This window comes from Microbacterium excoecariae, from assembly GCF_011326725.1.
GTDB classification, from domain to species: Bacteria; Actinomycetota; Actinomycetes; order Actinomycetales; family Microbacteriaceae; genus Microbacterium; species Microbacterium excoecariae.
This window is the reverse complement of record NZ_JAANCO010000001.1, coordinates 1,450,162-1,467,016: the sequence shown is the minus strand read 5'-3', so window position 1 is coordinate 1,467,016 and position 16,855 is coordinate 1,450,162. Positions and strand designations below refer to the sequence as shown.

At 70.2% G+C, this 16,855-nt stretch carries 23 protein-coding genes; 6 read left to right on the top strand and 17 right to left on the bottom strand.

The genetic code is table 11. The features are described 5' to 3' along the window. The first annotated feature begins 88 nt into the window (after positions 1–88). Positions 89–628, top strand: a complete 540-nt coding sequence (locus tag G8E01_RS06815) for a murein hydrolase activator EnvC family protein (protein WP_166317642.1) — start codon at positions 89–91, stop codon at positions 626–628. Between the two features lie 7 nt (positions 629–635). Here the strand turns inward: G8E01_RS06815 and G8E01_RS06810 are convergent, their stop codons facing one another. The 3 genes from G8E01_RS06810 to hxlB are packed head-to-tail and all read right to left on the bottom strand — an operon-like array spanning position 636 to position 2,830. Next, entirely contained in the window at positions 636–1,538 is a 903-nt protein-coding gene (locus tag G8E01_RS06810; RefSeq protein ID WP_166317639.1) for a tyrosine recombinase XerC, read from the bottom strand. 48 nt (positions 1,539–1,586) lie between these two features. Beyond that, complete coding sequence (gene hxlA / locus G8E01_RS06805; protein ID WP_166317636.1) at positions 1,587–2,210, bottom strand: 3-hexulose-6-phosphate synthase; 624 nt, start codon at positions 2,208–2,210, stop codon at positions 1,587–1,589. A 41-nt stretch (positions 2,211–2,251) separates the two neighbouring features. Next, positions 2,252–2,830 (bottom strand): 6-phospho-3-hexuloisomerase, encoded by a 579-nt coding sequence (gene hxlB / locus G8E01_RS06800; protein ID WP_166317633.1) that lies wholly within the window; start codon positions 2,828–2,830, stop codon positions 2,252–2,254. Positions 2,831–2,932: 102 nt separating this feature from the next. Between hxlB and G8E01_RS13035 the strand changes: the two genes are divergently transcribed. Then, positions 2,933–3,730, top strand: a complete 798-nt coding sequence (locus tag G8E01_RS13035) for a LuxR C-terminal-related transcriptional regulator (RefSeq protein ID WP_166317630.1) — start codon at positions 2,933–2,935, stop codon at positions 3,728–3,730. Between the two features lies 1 nt (position 3,731). On the opposite strand, the gene dprA is transcribed toward G8E01_RS13035, so the two are convergent. Both dprA and G8E01_RS06785 read right to left on the bottom strand, forming a co-directional pair. Continuing rightward, positions 3,732–4,865, bottom strand: a complete 1,134-nt coding sequence (dprA, locus tag G8E01_RS06790) for a DNA-processing protein DprA (RefSeq protein ID WP_166317627.1) — start codon at positions 4,863–4,865, stop codon at positions 3,732–3,734. After that, positions 4,862–5,335, bottom strand: a complete 474-nt coding sequence (locus G8E01_RS06785) for a magnesium chelatase subunit ChlI family protein (RefSeq protein WP_338100808.1) — start codon at positions 5,333–5,335, stop codon at positions 4,862–4,864. The genes dprA and G8E01_RS06785 overlap by 4 nt, the downstream gene beginning before the upstream one ends. Positions 5,336–5,376: 41 nt before the next feature. On the opposite strand from G8E01_RS06785, the gene G8E01_RS06780 reads away from it, so the two are divergent. From G8E01_RS06780 to G8E01_RS06770, 3 genes are all read left to right on the top strand, one after another. Next, positions 5,377–6,660 (top strand): HIRAN domain-containing protein, encoded by a 1,284-nt coding sequence (locus G8E01_RS06780; protein WP_166317624.1) that lies wholly within the window; start codon positions 5,377–5,379, stop codon positions 6,658–6,660. 28 nt (positions 6,661–6,688) lie between these two features. Beyond that, complete coding sequence (locus G8E01_RS06775; RefSeq protein WP_166317621.1) at positions 6,689–6,841, top strand: hypothetical protein; 153 nt, start codon at positions 6,689–6,691, stop codon at positions 6,839–6,841. Positions 6,842–7,081: 240 nt separating this feature from the next. Beyond that, positions 7,082–7,741: a GntR family transcriptional regulator gene (locus G8E01_RS06770; protein WP_338100762.1), complete on the top strand. Its 660-nt coding sequence runs from the start codon at positions 7,082–7,084 to the stop codon at positions 7,739–7,741. Between the two features lie 327 nt (positions 7,742–8,068). On the opposite strand, the gene G8E01_RS06765 is transcribed toward G8E01_RS06770, so the two are convergent. Further along, a complete protein-coding gene (locus G8E01_RS06765) occupies positions 8,069–8,245 on the bottom strand; it encodes a helix-turn-helix transcriptional regulator (RefSeq protein ID WP_166317613.1) in 177 nt (58 codons plus the stop codon). Then, positions 8,242–8,400: a hypothetical protein gene (locus G8E01_RS06760; protein WP_166317608.1), complete on the bottom strand. Its 159-nt coding sequence runs from the start codon at positions 8,398–8,400 to the stop codon at positions 8,242–8,244. Before G8E01_RS06760 ends, G8E01_RS06765 begins: the two co-directional genes overlap by 4 nt. A gap of 305 nt (positions 8,401–8,705) precedes the next feature. On the opposite strand from G8E01_RS06760, the gene G8E01_RS06755 reads away from it, so the two are divergent. Further along, a complete protein-coding gene (locus G8E01_RS06755) occupies positions 8,706–9,017 on the top strand; it encodes a hypothetical protein (RefSeq protein ID WP_166317603.1) in 312 nt (103 codons plus the stop codon). A 95-nt stretch (positions 9,018–9,112) separates the two neighbouring features. Here G8E01_RS06755 and G8E01_RS06750 read toward each other — a convergent pair whose 3' ends face one another. The 10 genes from G8E01_RS06750 to G8E01_RS06705 form a co-directional block, all read right to left on the bottom strand. Then, positions 9,113–9,619, bottom strand: coding sequence for a hypothetical protein (locus G8E01_RS06750; protein ID WP_166317600.1), 507 nt, complete (start codon positions 9,617–9,619; stop codon positions 9,113–9,115). 930 nt (positions 9,620–10,549) lie between these two features. Further along, entirely contained in the window at positions 10,550–10,954 is a 405-nt protein-coding gene (locus G8E01_RS06745; RefSeq protein WP_166317597.1) for a hypothetical protein, read from the bottom strand. A gap of 117 nt (positions 10,955–11,071) precedes the next feature. Continuing rightward, positions 11,072–11,560, bottom strand: coding sequence for a hypothetical protein (locus G8E01_RS06740; protein ID WP_166317594.1), 489 nt, complete (start codon positions 11,558–11,560; stop codon positions 11,072–11,074). A gap of 117 nt (positions 11,561–11,677) precedes the next feature. Further along, complete coding sequence (locus tag G8E01_RS06735; RefSeq protein ID WP_166317591.1) at positions 11,678–11,872, bottom strand: hypothetical protein; 195 nt, start codon at positions 11,870–11,872, stop codon at positions 11,678–11,680. Between the two features lie 172 nt (positions 11,873–12,044). Beyond that, complete coding sequence (locus tag G8E01_RS06730) at positions 12,045–12,479, bottom strand: holin (protein WP_166317588.1); 435 nt, start codon at positions 12,477–12,479, stop codon at positions 12,045–12,047. Next, a complete protein-coding gene (locus G8E01_RS06725; RefSeq protein WP_166317586.1) occupies positions 12,476–13,195 on the bottom strand; it encodes a collagen-like domain-containing protein in 720 nt (239 codons plus the stop codon). Before G8E01_RS06725 ends, G8E01_RS06730 begins: the two co-directional genes overlap by 4 nt. Next, a complete protein-coding gene (locus tag G8E01_RS06720; RefSeq protein ID WP_166317583.1) occupies positions 13,192–13,488 on the bottom strand; it encodes a hypothetical protein in 297 nt (98 codons plus the stop codon). Before G8E01_RS06720 ends, G8E01_RS06725 begins: the two co-directional genes overlap by 4 nt. Before the next feature lie 37 nt (positions 13,489–13,525). Further along, the gene (locus G8E01_RS06715) at positions 13,526–14,371 is read right to left on the bottom strand and encodes a M23 family metallopeptidase (protein WP_166317580.1); all 846 of its coding nucleotides are present in this window, start codon (positions 14,369–14,371) and stop codon (positions 13,526–13,528) included. Positions 14,372–14,444: 73 nt separating this feature from the next. Next, positions 14,445–14,615, bottom strand: a complete 171-nt coding sequence (locus G8E01_RS06710) for a hypothetical protein (protein ID WP_166317577.1) — start codon at positions 14,613–14,615, stop codon at positions 14,445–14,447. Continuing rightward, positions 14,612–16,852 (bottom strand): hypothetical protein, encoded by a 2,241-nt coding sequence (locus G8E01_RS06705; RefSeq protein ID WP_166317574.1) that lies wholly within the window; start codon positions 16,850–16,852, stop codon positions 14,612–14,614. The genes G8E01_RS06710 and G8E01_RS06705 overlap by 4 nt, the downstream gene beginning before the upstream one ends. Positions 16,853–16,855 lie beyond the last annotated feature (3 nt).

Below are 16,855 nucleotides of genomic sequence, written 5' to 3'. Positions count from 1 at the left end.
CGCGTCCACAGCGCCATTCTTCGCGCAGGTGTCCCCGCGACGGCGGATCCCCCAGGCGGCGGCGCGCGATCGCCGGGAGGATGTCGCCATGACCCGCCTCCTCCCGCCCCGCGCGCGCCTCGCGATCGCCCTCCTGGCGATCGCCGTGGCCCTGTCTCCCGTGCCCTCCGCCGGGGCCGCGCCGGGCGACGAAAGCGCGGTCAGCGACGCGTCGCCGACGGCGGACGCGGGCGCCTGGGCCTGGCCGGGCGGGCTCCGGGTCGTCGTGCGCGCGTACGAGCCGCCCGCGCACGCGTACGGCCCGGGCCACCGCGGCGTGGACCTCGGCGCGGGCGGTGTGATCGTCGCGCCCGCCGACGGCGTCGTCGCCTTCTCCGGGAGCGTCGCGGGCCGGCCGCTCGTGACGATCGACCACGGTGACGGGCTCGTGTCGACCCTGGAGCCGGTCGCCGGGGCTCCGCCCGCGGGCACGACCGTCGCGCGCGGACAGGAGATCGGCGAGCTCGCCGACGGCGGCCACGCGCAGGAAGGGACCGTGCACCTCGGCGCGCGCCTCGACGGGGCCTACATCAACCCCCTCGGGCTGCTGGGCGCCGCGGAACGCCCCGTGCTCCTGCCCTGCTGCTGAGGGACCGCTACGCGCGGGGGTGCGCGAGCCGGTACGCCGCAGCGAGGCGCTCGCTCGACACGTGCGTGTAGATCTGCGTCGTGCCGAGGCTGGCGTGCCCGAGGAGCTCCTGCACGGCGCGCAGGTCGGCTCCCCCGTCGAGCAGGTGGGTCGCCGCCGAGTGGCGGAGGGCGTGGGGGCCCACGGCCGCGGAGCCCACGAGCGGCCCGATCGCGCGCGAGACGACGTCGTACACGGCGCGCGCGCCCAGCCGGCCGCCGCGCGACCCGAGGAAGAGGGCGCCCGACGCGTCCGCCCGCCGCGCCGCGAGCGCCGGGCGGGCGCGCACGAGGTAGGCGTCCAGGGCGCGCTGCGCGGGGGCGCCGTACGGCACCACGCGGTCCTTGTCTCCCTTGCCCGTGACCCGCGCGGTCCGGCGCCCCGCGTCGATGTCGCCGCGGTCCAGGCCGCACAGCTCAGCCACGCGGATCCCGGATCCGTACAGCAGCTCAAGCATCGCGTGGTCGCGCAGCGCGAGCGGGCCCCCGGCGGCGGCCCGCGCTGCGGCGTCGTCGAGGACGGCGGCGAGGCCGTCCGCCGGCGCGACGCGCGGGAGCGGGCGGCCCTTCTTGGGCGTGACGAGCCGAGCGGTGGGATCGACGGGGATCCTGCCTTCGTCGAGGAGCCACCGGAACAGGCCCCGGGCGCTCGAGGTGCGGCGGGCAAGCGTGGAGCGCGCATCGCCGCGCGTCGCCGCACGCCAGAGCCACTCGCGGAGGTCCTCGACGTCGACCTCCGCCACGGGAGTGTCGCCCACGGCCTCGCACAGGTCGCGCAGGTCCGCGCGGTACGCCCGGGCGGTCGCGGATGACAGCCGCCTGACGCCCGTGAGGTGCGAGACGAAGGCCTCGATCGCCGCGGAGAGGAGCATGCGCTTATTCTCCCCGCGGCGATCGCTCTCGCGTGCGGGGCGCGCGGATCAGGCCAGCGCGGCGCGGAGCTCCGCGGCGGCCGCGGCGACGTCCGGGGCGCCGTAAATCGCCCCGCCCGCCACCGCCGTGTGCGCTCCGGAGGCGGCGACGTCGGCGATCGAGGAGGCATTCACGCCTCCGGCTACCGAGAACGGCACGCCCGCGGCGCGGCCGGCGGCGAGCAGGTCCTCGAGCGCGTAACCATCCTGGGCCTGTTCGTCGAGGCCCGCGTGCATCTCGACCGAGGTCGCGCCGAGCGCGACGACCTCGGCCGCCCGCGCGGCCTTGTCGGCGACTCCGATGAGGTCCACCACGACGCCCTTGCCGTGCGAACGAGCGGCCTCGACGGCGCCCGCGATCGTCGAGTCGTCGGCCGAGCCGAGCACCGTCACGAGGTCGGCGCCGGCCTGGAAGGCGATGTCCGCCTCGAGGGCGCCCGCATCCATCGTCTTGAGGTCTGCGAAGATCACCTTGTCGGGGTGCGCCTCCCGCATCGCGGTGACGGCGCGGAGGCCCTCGCTCTTGATCAGGGGCGTGCCGAGCTCGAGGACGTCGACGTGCGGCGCGGCCGCGGCGGCGAGCTCGAGCGCCTGAGCGGTCGTCAGCGTGTCGATGGCGAACTGAATCTTCATGGGGGTCCTTTGTCGTATCGGAAGGGGGATCGGAGGGAGGGTTACTCGAGGTTTGCGTGGCGGGGCCACAGCTCGTCGGCGCTCTGCCCGCCCGCGCGCCAGAGCTCGTGAAACAGCGCGTCGCCCGCGAGGACCACCGCCTGCTCGAAGAGGCTCCCGGCGTATTGCGCGCTCGCGGCTTCCGACCGGTCCTGTTTCGCGGCGGCGGGAACGACGGCGACCACGTCGGCGAGGCGGCCGAGCGGGGAATCGGACGCGGTCGTCCAGACCGCCACGCGGGCGCCGGCCGCGCGCGCCGCCTCCGCCGCGCGGACGATGCCGCCCGTCGTGCCGGATCCGCTCGCGACGAGGAGCAGATCACCTCGGGCGATGGCGGGGGTCGTCGCGTCGCCGACGACGTGGACGCGCAGCCCGAGGTGCGCGAGCCGCATGGCGGTCATGCGCAGCGCGATGCCCGAGCGGCCCGCGCCGTGGACGAAGACGCGCTCCGCGGCCGCGACGGCGTCCGCGAGTTCGCCGAGCGGCGGCAGTCCGCGCAGCACGCGGTCCACCTCGCCCGCGATGAGCGCCCGCGCGTCGCGGGGGTCGGTTCCGGGCGCCGTCGGGGTCTGCGTGCTCATGTGGCCCATGCTCGCGCGGGCGCCGCCCGCGTGCGCCCGCCCGTTCGGCAGGGCGCCCTAACCGTTCGGGGAGGGCCCCGCCGTTCGGGTAGCGTGGGGCACGTGTTCCCTCCCCCGTCCGCCGGCGAGGCCGCGCGCGCCGCCCGCGACATCGCCGACCGTCACGCCCTGACGCTCGAGAGCCTGCTGGCTGTCCTGCGCTCGCGCACCGCCTCGGACCGCGGCGCGCGGCAGACGGCCATCGACATCGCCGCCGCCGCGCTTGTCGACCTCCGCGCCGCCTCCGACGAACGCGAGGCGGGGGTGCTCGAGCCCGTCGCGGGCGCGTTCGCGCGCCTGACGCGGGACCTCCGCCCGCTCATGACCTACGGCGACCTGGACGTGCAGTTCGTCGAGCCGCCGGAGAACGGGCGCGCCCTGCCCGGGGACGTGGCGCACGCGGCGCGGGCGATCGTCCGCAACGCGGTCCTCGCGACCGTCGATGCCTCGAGCGCGCGACGGATCCGGATCCAGTGGGACTGCGACGGCCGCAACCTCCTCATCGGCATCCGCGACGACGGCGCGGGAGATCGCGCCGCACACGACGACGGGCTCCGCCCCATCGCCGAACACGTCGCGGGCCTGGCCGGCGACATGACCGTGACGGCCACGCCCGGCTGGGGCACGGACGTGCGCATCACGATCCCGCTCGACCCGCCGCCCGCGATCGACGGCGACGCGCTGGGGGCCCTCACGCCCCGCGAGCGGGAGGTCGCCGCGCTCCTCGCGACGGGGGCGCGCAATGCTGACATCGCGCGCGAGGTCGGCATCAGCGAGCACACCGTGAAGTACCACGTGTCCCAGATCCTGCGGCGCACGGGCGCGCGCACCCGGGCCGAGGTCGTCGGCCTGCTGCGCTGACTCACGCCTCGAGCCATCCCTCGGCGGTGCGCCGCGCGGCTCCCTCGAGGGCGAGGAGCCCGAGCGCCGATTCGACTTCGTCCGGCGCCAACCCGCTCCGCGCCGCGATCTCGCCGACGCCCTGCGCCCGCCGCCGCGTGAGCGCGTCGGCCACGCGGACGACCTCGGGCGGCGGATCCGCCGCGGCGGGCGGGGCCGGATCGGCCTCGCCGAGGAGCTCGCGCACGTCGGCCGCGCGGGTGATGCAGATGGCCGCGTACTCCCTCAGCAGGCGATGACAGCCCGACGAGGTCGAGCTCGTCACGGGGCCGGGCACCGCTCCAAGGGGGCGCCCGAGCGCGGCCGCGTGCCCCGCCGTGTTGATGCTGCCGCTACGCGCGCCCGCCTCCACGATGACGGTCGCCGCCGCGTGCGCGGCGATGAGCCGGTTGCGCGCGAGGAACCGCCAGCGGGTGGGGGTCGTCCCCGGCGGGCATTCCGCGGCCACCGCGCCCGCTCGGGCGATCTGCTCCAGGAGCGCCGCGTGCCCCGCGGGGTAGACGCGATCCGCCCCGCCGGCGACGTACGCGATCGTCGGCCCCGCGCCCTGGAGCGCGGCGCGATGAGCGGCGCCGTCGATGCCGTACGCGGCCCCGGAGACGACCGTGACGCCCGACCGCGCGAGGTCGCCCGCGATCTCGGCGGTCACGTGCTCGCCGTACGCCGTGGCCGCGCGCGCCCCGACGAGCGCCGCCGATCGCGGCCGCGACAGGGCCGCGGGGTCGCCGCGCACCCAGAGACACGCCGGCGCGTGCGCGCCCAGATCCGCGAGTCCCTCCGGCCACGCCGGGTCGCCGGGGATCACGAGGGAGAGGCCGCGGCGCGCGCCGATCGCGACGGCCGCCTCCACGCGTGCCGAGTCCCACCGCGCCCGCCACCGCAGGATGCCCTCCCGCACGGCGCGCGGCGCGTCCGGGGCCGGATCGGCGACGCGCTCGAGCGCGCCCGCCGCGCCGTACGCCGCGCGCAGGGCGCCCGCGACGCCGTCGCCCGGTTCGGCGAGTACGGACCACACCACCCGCGCCAGGCGTTCGTCGTCGTCGCCCCACCAGGCACGCGCCGCGGCGCGCGCCCGCGCGCTCACGAGATCGCTCACGCCGCCACTCCCTTCTTGAGGAACAGCGCGCGCCCGACGTCGGCGACCTCGGGACGATCGCGGCCGGCGAGGTCGGCGAGCGTCCAGGACACCCGCGCGACGCGGTCGTATGCCCGGAGGGTCACCAGGCCCCTTTCGAGCGCGCCGTCGAGCGTCCGCCTTGCCTCACCGGCGAGCCGGTGCGGGCTCTCGCGTAGCCAGGTCCCCGGCACCTCCGCGTTCGTGCGCCAGGGGGTGTCGCGCCAGCGTTCGGCCGCCCGCTCGCGCGCCGCGCGCACCCGCCCGCGCGCCGCCGCGGTCGTCGTGCGGCCGCGCCCCGGCCCGCCGAGACGGGACACGCGCGCGAGGCGCAGGTCGATGTCGACGCGATCGAGGAGCGGGCCGGAGATCTTCGCGGCGTAGCGCCGGACCTCCGCGGGCGAGCAGGTGCACACGCCGCCCGCGACGCCGAACTCGCCGCACGGTGAGATCCCTTACTCATGGTCTCCGGGCTGTCGATATACTCCCGGCCATGAAGCGCTACCCCCTTGGAATGCCCGCGTGGGTCTACTGGGTCATCGTGACGCTGGCCGCGATTCTGATCGGCAGTATTCCTGCCGTCGGCCCATGGCTCGTGATCGCAGGTCTCATCGCCGCGTTTGTTTACTTTTACGCGAGCGTGAAGCCGGAGCCAAAGCGGTCTGGCGAGGAGCGGCGATCGCGATCCGAGCAGGTACCGCACAACGGCAACCAGGTGATCCCGCCCCGTCCCCCGGCACCCACACAGTCGGCGCCCGCGCCCTCGGCACGGGAGATCGTGACACCAGAGCGTGAGGAAGCATCTGCGGTTACGCCCGCGGCGCCTACCGCGCGCAGAGCGACTCGCGCAGGGCGCGGGCAGGTCAGCACATCGGCCACCAAGTACGCGCTCGTGGGATGGGATTCCTGGCCGTCTGTCGAAGTCGCAGGCGAATTCGCGCGGATCGACGCGCTGTGGCGCGCGATCGGTCAACGCCCCCGCATCGATGAAGAAATCGTGATCGACGCGATCGCAGCCGAGCTCCTCCCCGAACCGACCAACCCGCACGACAGCAACGCCGTCATGGTCATCATCAACGGCCAGCATGTCGGATACCTCGAGCGCGAACAGGCCGCCGAGTATCACGCGCCGCTCGCAGACCTCGTCGCGGCCGGCGTCTCACCCTCCACGCGCGCCCGGATCTGGACCACACAGCGCCGCGATTGGGACGGCTCCAAAGCCAAGGGCAGAGCGCGCATCACGCTCGCGCTCAACGCCCCCGGCATGCTCGCACCTACCAACAATCCGCCCGAAGCCCCGTACAGCCTGCTTCCGTGGGCAAGAGCGGTTCAGGTGAGCGGCGAGGAGAACCACCTCGACGTCATCGGAGAGCACCTCCAGAACGGGGAGAGCCTCGCCATCGGCACCATTGTCGAAGAACGCACTTCTCCCGCCCGCGCCGAGCCCAAGGCCTACATCGAAGTCCGCATCGACGGCGAGCGCGTCGGGCAGATGACGCCGAGCATGAGCGAAAACTTCCTCCCGGCCGTTCGACACCTCGCAGAACAGGGCCAGGTCGCCGCCGTATGGCTGAAGATCAAGGGGAGCATGATCGCGGCGCAGATAACGGTGCAGGCGCAGAAGGCCCACGAGCTCCCTGACAACTGGTTCGAGCGCCCCGCGACGATTCCGCCACTCCGCCCGCGACCTGCTCGGAGCGAGAACACGCCCGATGCCGCAGCGGACGTCGGGGAAATCCGTGCGCACGCGCGCAACGAGCCGATGTGGGACGAGTAAGCGCCGAGTTCCGTAGAAGGCCCGGGATATGCCCCGTCGTCTCGTCTGGTCTGAGGTCCGCGACCTCCTCGACATCGCCGCCTGCGGCAACGTCACCGAGCTGATCGAGGCGCTCGAGCAGTACCGCGCGGATCCGCCTCTCCCGGGCGAGGACGTCGACGAGGTGGACGAGCCCGAATAGTCCGCTCGACATGCGAAGCGCCCCGCTCCGTCACAGGTAGGAGCACTTCGCAAGCTGCCCCGGCCAGGTGCTGAGACGCATCTCCACGTCGCCCGGGGTCTCGTAGAGACCCTTGCTGGCGATCATCGAGGTGGTGGACCCGTCGAGACAATCATTCAGCCACCCGGCCGATTTGCGTTCTGTCGCTCTAGCCGTGAGACTCGCCGGACCACTGTTGACCGCGATCTCGTCTGAGCTCTCATGCGATCCCAAGCAGACGAGAGGGCGGTGGGCGCTATGGATCCCATCTATCTGCACAACGAGCGGCTCGCGGACGTCGCCTTCGCGCGCATCCTCGCAGCCATCACGTCGGGGGAGCTCGCCGTGGGTGACAAGATCCTCGACGGAGAACTCGCGGCGAAATGGGGGACATCGAAGACCCCCATCCGAGAAGCGGTGCAGCGTCTCGCACGTCTCGGGATCGTTCAGATCCGCTCCAGCCGCTCGCCACAGGTGAGAAGGGTCCCGGGGAAGGAAGTCTCCGACACGATCGAATATGCGACTCACTACGCCGCCATGACGCTGCGCATGGTCCTCCCGCAGATGAGCGCGACGAGACGCTCGGATCTCGCGGACTCCTTCACGGCCATCGCGTTCCGCCTCGACCGCGACGGCGACGTCTCGGCGGCACAACTCGCCGCCCTGCGACTCACCTTCCTGCTATCGCCGAACAGCATCGCGCGGATCTTCGCCACCAACATCGACATCGTCTCCGCCCACGCCCTCGCGGGCGTCACCATGGGTGGGCACGACCAGTCCAGCGTCGCGGAGATGCTCACCGCGCTGGCGACGGCCGTCACCGACAACGACAGCGCCGCCAGCGAAAGGCTCGTGCGACAGCACTTCTCCCCGGCGGCCTAGCACCACCGTCCGCGCATGCAGACGGACCGACCACGCCGTAGGCATCGAGACACGCATCGACGGCCACGTCCTGCGTGCCTGGGTATGGCGCGGAGCCGTCGACCCCTGGTGAACGTCGAAAGCCCCCGAGTACCGCTCGTGTAGAGCAGCACCCGGGGCGTCGTCATAGAGGTGGTGAGGCCGGTGAGTGGACCCACCCATCCGTCGCTGCCGGGCGCAGACGTCGACGAGGTGGACGACGGCGGGATCTGCGCGCCGTGACGACGCCGAGTCGCGAGGCGTCGCCGGCCACCCCGTCGGCGCGGCCGTGCGGGAGCGCGTCGCGGTTCAGCGCCACCGGCCGGAGCCGGGGCGCGATTCGTTCCAGGCGTCGATCGTGTCGGGCAACCATCCCCGCACGTCGCCGATCGTCGCGTCGGGCTCGGGGAGCTTGTACCGGCTGAGCGACGCCGGGGCGACACCGAGCCGCTCGGCGACCTGCTTCCGGGACAGGTAGGCCGTCATGCGCCGCCTGTCCGGTCGCGACCGAACACGACGGCGGCGAGGGCGAATACCCCGGCCGCGCCAGCGAACGTCCCGGCCAGCGCGCTCACGGGAAACGCGAGGACAGCGGCCACGAGCGCGAGGACCGCAGCGATCAAGGTGAGCAGTGTTCTCATGGTGATCTGGGATGATAGCCCTCGACGAGGGGATCGGAGCTACTGAGACTAGTTCCGATCCCCTCTCGCCTTACCGGTTCAGGTTCCCGATCAGGAGTGCGATCGCTGAGATCAGTGCGGCGACTGATGCGATGAGCTTCGTGATCCGGTCCCACCAGTTCGGCTTCTCGGGTTCTGTCATCCCTTCCTCCTCTCTGTTGTTGTAGCCCCAGTTTACATCGTGACGATGTATTATGCAACCGAGGGGCCACGCGATCACCTGCACACACGAGGGCACATCGAACAAATGTTCTAAACTCGCATGCATGGGCGGCAATCGGCGATACCCCGAGCACGGCGAGAAGCTCCGCGAGGAACGCGAGCTCCGCGACGCCGCCAAGGCCGGGCCGCTGCAGTCCCTCACCCCAGAGCAGCTCGCTCTCCACGCCCACCCGCTCACCGTCGCCCCCGAACGCCACCAGCCCATCACCCGCGCCTGGTTGAGGTTCGGCACGACCGACGTGCGCGTCACAGTGCGCGCGTGCAGGTGGACCGACCACGCCGTCGGCATCGAGACACGCATCCACAACCACGTCCTACGCGCCTGGGTATGGCGCGGAGCCGTCGACCCCTGGTGAACGACGCAAGCGCCCCTCCTACCGAAGCAAGAGGGGCGCTTTCGCTCTCGCTCACGGGTATTGGGTCTGCCCCCGTGAAGACGAGCTACTACTGACTAGTCAGATTCCGCATCTGCTCGAACGAAATTCAACGTCCAGGACTCGGCTATGTCGCCACCACCTGCATCAGCTGCGGCAAAGGCCTGGCCGCACGCAACCGAGCGCACAAGCCCGCGCTCCGTCCTGCTTGGCGAACCACGAAGCTTGAACCCTGCAGGCGGTTGAATCGTAGCGAGGGCCAGACCCTGAAACTTTGCAGGGCCTGCGGAACAACTTGTTGCCGCATTTGCCTTCAGCGAAATCACGTCCGTGTCTACCTTCGGCACGCCCACATAGCGAGCGTACGGCGAAATACGGTAAAGCTCCGCCGCAAGGCGCATCCGCGCTACCGGTACGTCGCACTTCGTTGTCACGACAACGTTGATCGTTCCGCTCACATGCGTCGAGCCATGAGGATATTGCGCTTGAACGTAACAATTGAAATCCACGCGCGCCGCAGAGATATCGGCTAGCCCAGTGGCTCGCCCTACCTCGTCAGGAGCGGGTATCACGTTGATCGTCACCGCATCACTCGAGAAAGTCTGAACCTGGTCGCGTGTTTGGTCAGATGCAGCGACCGCTGGCGCGACAGACGCGGCCACCAGCACCGTTGCCGCGAGAAGTCCAACATAAACCGCTCTGCGCGCGCGCGAAAATACACTCACATTTCCCCCCTCGAATATCTCATGTACGTATCCTGTCAGCATGCAAGCACACGCGGGAGGCCTCAGCAACGATGACTTTCGGACGGTCGCATCGACCTACAGAGTCGAGTTCTGGGAGCAGTCACACCCGGATTACGGATGGAACCTTGACGCCTGGATGCTAACCGGATGCGAGTCCGCTCGCGACGCGCTGTCGTGGGTCGAGGACCATGCGGGTGGGCGAGTTCACGCTGTCTATGCCGTCGTCACCGACCGTTCCGGGGCAACGGCCTACGTTCGTGTCGCTGGTGAAGATCCCAATGAGGGCCCAGCTGACGCCCAAGGCCGGATTGAGTTTACGAGGGTCACGGATTCCGACGCCTAGCCCAATGGATGCGCTCCTCGTGCTTAAGCAGGAGGAGCGCATTCGTTGACCTGAGAAGTTCGAGCCTCAAGCCCCCAACTGCGGGAGGATGACCTGAGCGATTGGGCGAAACGCAACCAGCGCAACACCGACAACGAGGGAAAGCACGGCTCCGACGAAATTGTGCACGGGCCAACTGGCCGGGTGCCCGTATCGGCACGGCTCGGGCGCACGATTCTTGGCTCGGCATGCACTCCCGCGGTGTGTCCTCGCGTTGCAAGTCGCTCGAGAAGCGCGCCCCTTCGTCACTGCGCGCAGCGCCGCGTAGAGCCCGATGAGGGCGAAGACCGCCGCGACCAGCAGGTCGAAGCTCTGTGTCATTGCCTCACTGTTCACGGCATCACTCTATGCATTCGGCAGGGAGACTCAGGCGCGCCGCTCGCGGCTCAACCGTCGTGCGGGTCATCGAAGCTCGCGATCACGGGCGCCGCGGTCTGCAGGAGCTGGACCTGTACCTGCCGCACGCAGTCAGCGACCCGCCGCATTCGCACGATGCGCTCCGCGTCGTCGAAGTCCCCGTCTTCGCCGAGGTCCATCAGAGCTTCGACAGCGAGCTCCGTCGCGACCTCGATCAACGCGTCGCGGTAGTCCTTGTCGCGATTCCGCAGCGTCGCGAAGTCGTCGCCACGTGACGCCTCGGCCGCCATCTGCGCCCGCGACAGCGTCGTGACGATCTCATCGTTCACAATCACGTCGAACACGGTTCGCGGCTGGAGCGCAACGCGCAGCCCGGAGCCGAGCTGCTTCACGACCTCATCCGCGGCGGCTTCCTTCACTCGCAAGCTGACCATGCCCGAATCATGCCAGACACGACGAAGGCCCCTCCTGCCAAAGCAGGAGGGGCGCCATGCCAGTGCACCGTCCTCCCGGAGGCTGAGGAGGGGAGGACGGTGCACGAATGCTTCGGGCTAGGAAGCGGTGAGGGTGGCCGACGGGCGGCCGGGGCGGGTGTTGCGAGTATCAAGCCACTTCACGACAGCGGCCTTCTCCCTGAGGGGGCCCTGCTCGGTCTCGATCACGGGGTCCGGGAATGAGGGGTTGGCGGCCCACTGGCGTGCACGCTGGCGCGACACGCCTCCCAACTTCGCGATCTCGGCATAGCCGACAACCTCAGGGTAGATCGGCTGAGCAAGCTCAGCGTCGAATGCGTCCTCGCTCTGCACGGCGATGCCGACGACGGTGGCTCCATCGATACGGCCCGACACGAGAGAGACGGCACGTTCGGCGGCAGCCGTGGGAGTCTCTGCGTCCACGAACAGAGCAAAGCTACCGCCCTGCATGTCGCGATCGATGGTCGCAGCAGCGGAGTGATCAGCAAGGCTCTCGGCAACTTCAGTAACGAAGTCAAGGTCGAGCGGCGCAGGAGCCCTATAGGCGACGCTGGTGTGCCAGGTCATGGTGTGGGTCCTTTCAATTATATGTGGTGAGCGCAAACTGTTGCATGAAGGCATGGACCCGAGCTACGGTGAGGGCAGATCACCTGCCAGAGTGTCTACCCTCACCGCTCCTTAGCCCTACTCCTTGAAGCCGGAGCGCTTGAGCTGAGCCATCATGTTCTTCCATGCTCGCCGGTCGGACGGCGTGAGATGGATGAGAACCATCGGCTTGCTCGGATCCGGGGGGACCGCGTAGAGACCTTTCTTGGTCCTGCGCTCCTCCCAGCTCTGCGCTGCGAGCTTCTGGAGAAGGATCTTCAGATCCTTGTCCATAAGCCTCCTTATTGAGTTAGCGGCGACAAGACTGGATGCCTTGTCGTTGACAAGTATACCACGCATCCCTTCCCGGCGGGAAGGAATGGCTACGACGAAATCGCCCCTCCCGGGGAGCCCGCCACCTGCAGGTGTCGGCAGCTCACCCAGGAGGGGCGAAGACGGTTCAGGATCAGGCGTCGCCCGCGTGATCGGTGCTGACCACCGCGAGCGGCGCTGTCGGGTCGTTCGGGAGCGTGGCGAGGATCAGCCGCAGGAACGACAGGAGCGACGAGAGCGCGGCCGCCTGCAGCACTGTGGGCCAGGCGACGTCGGTGATCAGGATGGGGCCGGCGAGCCCGGCGGCGAGGGACTGCGCGAAGGTCTTCACGACGCGCTCGACGGCCGCGAGCCACCACGCCAGGTCGACGCCAGCGACCTCGGGGAGGTCGGCGAGCGACGTCGCGAGCGACAGGACGGCCGCGAGCGCGGCGGCGAGGCCCATCGCGGTCCAGGGGACGTCGGCGACGACCGTGGCGCCCATGTACGGGAGGGCGACGGCGATCGCGGTGTAGAGGGCGCGGAGCGCGGCGGCGCGCCACCAGGCGGCGCTGGTCAGGTTCGTCATTCGGGGTCCTCCGTGATTGTTGTGATGCAGGTGCCTGCGGGTTCGGTGGTGCCGTCGGTGTAGGTGACCTGCCACGTGCCGGTGTCGTCGCAGGTGAGGGCGGTGATTCCGCGGCCGTCAGCGCCCTGGGGACCCGCGGGGCCGCGGTCGCCTTGAGCGCCGGCTGGTCCGGTCGCGCCGGTGGAGCCGGTCGCGCCCGTGGCTCCGGTGAGCCCGGTGGGGCCCGTCTCGCCAGGCTCGCCCTGGGCGCCCTGTAGGCCGGGGAGCCCCGGTGCGCCGGCCTCACCGTCGGCCCCTGGGGACCCGGTCTCGCCGTCGTCGCCGTCCTCCCCGTCGTCACCCGGGAACCCGCGAAAGCCACGCTCCCCCTGGGGGCCGGCGGGGCCAGCGGGGCCGGCCGGACCGCGTTCGCCCGTGACGCTCGGGGCCGCCGCTTGAGCGTTGCTCGTGTCGGTCGCGTCCGAGGGTGTGTCGGCGCCCGGGAGATGCCCGGTGGCGCGCACGTACTCGTCGTAGAGCTCGGAGTACGTCTCCGACAACGTCTGGTGCGCGATCCACGCGGCATCCGCGTCGGCGCGCCACCGGTCGCGGGACTGGGAGATGTCGGCGATCCACACGCCGGCGCCCGCGATGACGAGCAGCAGAGCGACGATCATGCCGATCACCGCTCGCCTGACGTCGCGACGTTTGGCGTCGAGAAGCTCGGTCGTGGTCATAGCAGTCCTTCCGGCCAGGGCGGCGGGGGTGGTTCGTGACGGTTATCGATCGCGTGGCGGAGGACGAGGATGTAGTCGTCCCGGATACGGATCTCGACGCGGAGAGCGTCGACCTTCGACTCGAGACGCTCGTGTCGGGACTCTTGCTCCTCGATGCGTTCTTGGAGCTGGTCGATGAGGCGGTGCTCGAGGTCGCCCTTCTTCGGGCGCAACGCGAGGAGCCCGGCGATCACGATGCCGATGATGGGGAACACCCAACCGCCGAGGAGGGTGAAGATGTCCGCGGCTGTCATTCAGGCCCTCCCCGGCGGTGTGCTCACGAAGCGCTGGTCAGCGCTTCTGGGCGAGGTAGGCGAGGCGCTGCGTCTTCTGCGCCGTCGACCACGTCCCCCCACGGACGAACTTCCCCTGACCGTTCAGGTCGTCGAGGATCCCGCCGCCGCGGGAGATCACGTGCGAGGGGATGCCGTGGATGCCCAGAATCGCGGTGAGGGTCTTCTGCGACACGGGCCGCTCGGTCGTCTTGAACGCGTCCTCGTAGAGCTTCACGCTGGTCTTCGACGTGATCTGCTTGATGTACTCCTGGCCGATCGCGTAATGCCGGCCCTCGTGGATGCCGTTGGTGATGCGCACGAGCTTCATGTCGTCCTCCTCCTCTTCGCCGCTGTCTGCGGCCGTGTCTGGCGAGTCATCGGGTGATGCCCCGCCCACGCCCGCAGGCGCCTCCGTGGTGTCCTCGCCGACGCGCTCCTCGAGGAACGCGCGCGGGTCGATCTGGCCCGTGTTCGCCGCATGCCACGCGCCCAGCGTGATCTCCAAGTGCAGGTGCACGGCCATCACCCCGGCGGCGTGCGGGGTGTGTCCCTCGACACCGATCGGGTCGCCGGGCTCGACCGTCTGCCCGACCGTGACGGTGGTGGAGGCGAGGTGCAGGGACCGGGAGAAGAACCCGTCGTGCTGGATCCACACCATCTGCCCGCCGCCGTACCAACCCGACCGGGTGCCGGAGTGCACGACCGTGCCCGCCGCGATCGCCCGGACAATCCCGAGGCCGTAGAAGTCCTGCCCCCGGTGGTAAGACGACGCGAACGACAGGTCCGCGTCACGCGGCCCGAACTGCCCCTGCCAGGAGAAGTTCGGCGGCGTCGTGCGCCCATTCGGCCACAGAACCGTCATGACGATCCCTCCCTATGAGAAACGCCCCACCGGTCGGCAGGGCGCGGAATTAATGAGCAGGTGACGGGGCCGGTCATTCGAACGGCACGATCGTGAGGAGCACGTTGCAGCCCCCGCCGCAGACGACGAGGTCTGACGGTGGCACCTCGATCGGCACGCCCTGGTTCTCGCACCCTGGCGTCGTGCAGGTGACAGTCCCTGCCGGATAGGCCGGGACGTGGTCGTCGATGAGGTCGGCCATCATCCGCTCGCATTCGTTTCGGTGAACTGCATCGCCGACCAGTAGACGTAATGCCCGCTGATCGTCGCTGTCGGGTGGTCGTTCCAGATGCGCAGCGTGCACCCGGTGGCCGTCCGGTCCGCGACGGCGACCTGCAGGCGCTGCTGGCTAACCGACGGGGTCACCACGGGCGCGACCGTGAATCGCCCGGTCGGGAACGTCACCGTCATGTCGGTGTTCGACCCCGGGGCAAGCGGCGGCAGCCCCAGGCCGCCGGAGGTCATTGCCCACGGCAGGCGCGATGCCTGTTCGTTGGTGCGCCGCCAGTCGCCGACGTCGCTCGGGGTGATGCCCTCTGTTTGCGTGTCGTAGGCGTCGAACCAGCGCACCTCGCCCGTGGACAGCTCGAGGCGTTCCCCCGACTCGGCGGTCGCGAACGTGCCGGCGAGGAAGTTGTCCTCGCCGTCGAGGCGCCCGGTCTGCGCGCCGAGCGAATCGAACAGTTCCAGGCCGTCCTCCGACGCGAGTCGGAACCCGCGCTCTGGCGACGCCTGGGCCAGGAGCGCCGAGGTGATGCGCCATTCGAGGCCGCCGTAGTCCCAGTAGCGCAGGGTCCGGTCGCCCTTGTTCCACGTGTACTCCGACGACGACGTGCCGGGGGCACGGTTCGGAGGGTACGACGTGCCGATCGGGGGTTCGTAGTTCGTGTCGAGCGCGCCGTCGATGAGCTGCCGGGCGAACGCCCCGGACTGGGTAGTGCGCTCGATCCCGCCGCCGCCTGCGACGTAGGTTGCCTTCACCCGCAACTGCACGTTCGCGGTGAAGTCCGCCGTGATCGAGCCGCGGACGCTCGTCGCTTTCGACAGTTCATCGGTGGTGAGCTGCCGGGACCAGCGGACGGTGCCCGCGGTGTCTACGAGCTCGAGCCATGCGGACAGATACGGCGCCCGCCGCTCGGTGACGCTCGTGAACGCCAACTGGTACTGCCACACGTCACCGGCGGTGATCGGTGTGACGGCACTGTTGGTGAGGTACGTCGTCCGGGCGACCGTGGAGGCGTTATTCGGCAGGTCATGCGCGAGGAACGTCGGATCGGACTTCCCACCGCCATGGGTGGGATACCAGCCCGTGTCGGTGAAGTTGAACGGATTCGTGACCGTGCGGTTTGCGGGCAGCCAGGCGTCGTTCTTGAACACGAGCGACCCCGTGCGGCGGGTGATCGGTTTCACCGCGGTGCGGGTGCGGACGCTGCCGCGGTTCCGGCGCGTCTGCGCCTCGCCCATGATCGAGGTGTACTGCCAGGACTGGTCCCAGGTGAGCACGTCGTCTTGGTAGTGCCCCTCGTCATCGCCGAGGAAGCCGGATGCCACCCACGCGGTGTCCGCGGTCGAGGACAGTCGCGGGTCGGTGAGGACGTTCGATCCGGTACCGAGGTTCGCAGACGACGCGATCAGCGGGCCCTCGATGTACGCGCCGTAGATTTCCTTGCCGTTGAGGGCGTCCACGTCGAGCAGGCGTGCGGTCACCGTCCCGTCGAACAGGGCGCTCTCACCGATGAACGCATCCGCGATAGCCGTCTGGGCGACGACGACGTCGGTGAACAGCTTCTGCACCGTGGCTTCGTCGAGGACAGCCTCGGAAGCGGTGAGCTGCGCGGCATCGATGGCGAGGAACTGAGCCGACGCCGCGGCGATCTCTTGCGCCACGATATCCGACAAAGTGGCGTTACCGGCGGTGAGTTTGCCCACATCGAGGTTTGCGATCGCCTCCGACGCGATCGCCGACCCGACCCAGGTCGACCCCGTCCCAGAGGCGGTCTGCGTCCACTGGGCGATGACCGGCCCCGATAGGTCCGTCGTGCTCGTCCCGACCTGCTGGTGCTGGAACCAGGTGGAGTTCTTCGGAGCGGACCCGGACGGGGAGGTCACCGAGTGGATGACCTTCGCGAGCCCGTTCGCGGCGGTGATCGCCGTCGAGGCACGGTTGTACGCCTGCTTCGCTGCCTCGTAGGAGGACGACACCTGCACGGGCCCGTACTCGAACGCCGCCTCCCCGTACGCGGTGAGCATCACCGTGTAGAGCGTGGTCGTCGACCCGGCAGAGTACGCGGGCTCGGTGATCGTCCACGGGGCCGCCGGCGGGTTCGTCGTCGGCACCGCTGGGGCGGCGAGCGTGGAGGACTGCAGCAGGTAGTACGTCCGCACGTAGGACGGTGCCGGCAGCACCACGAGGGTGACACGGTCGGAAGCGCGAACGGGCATGGG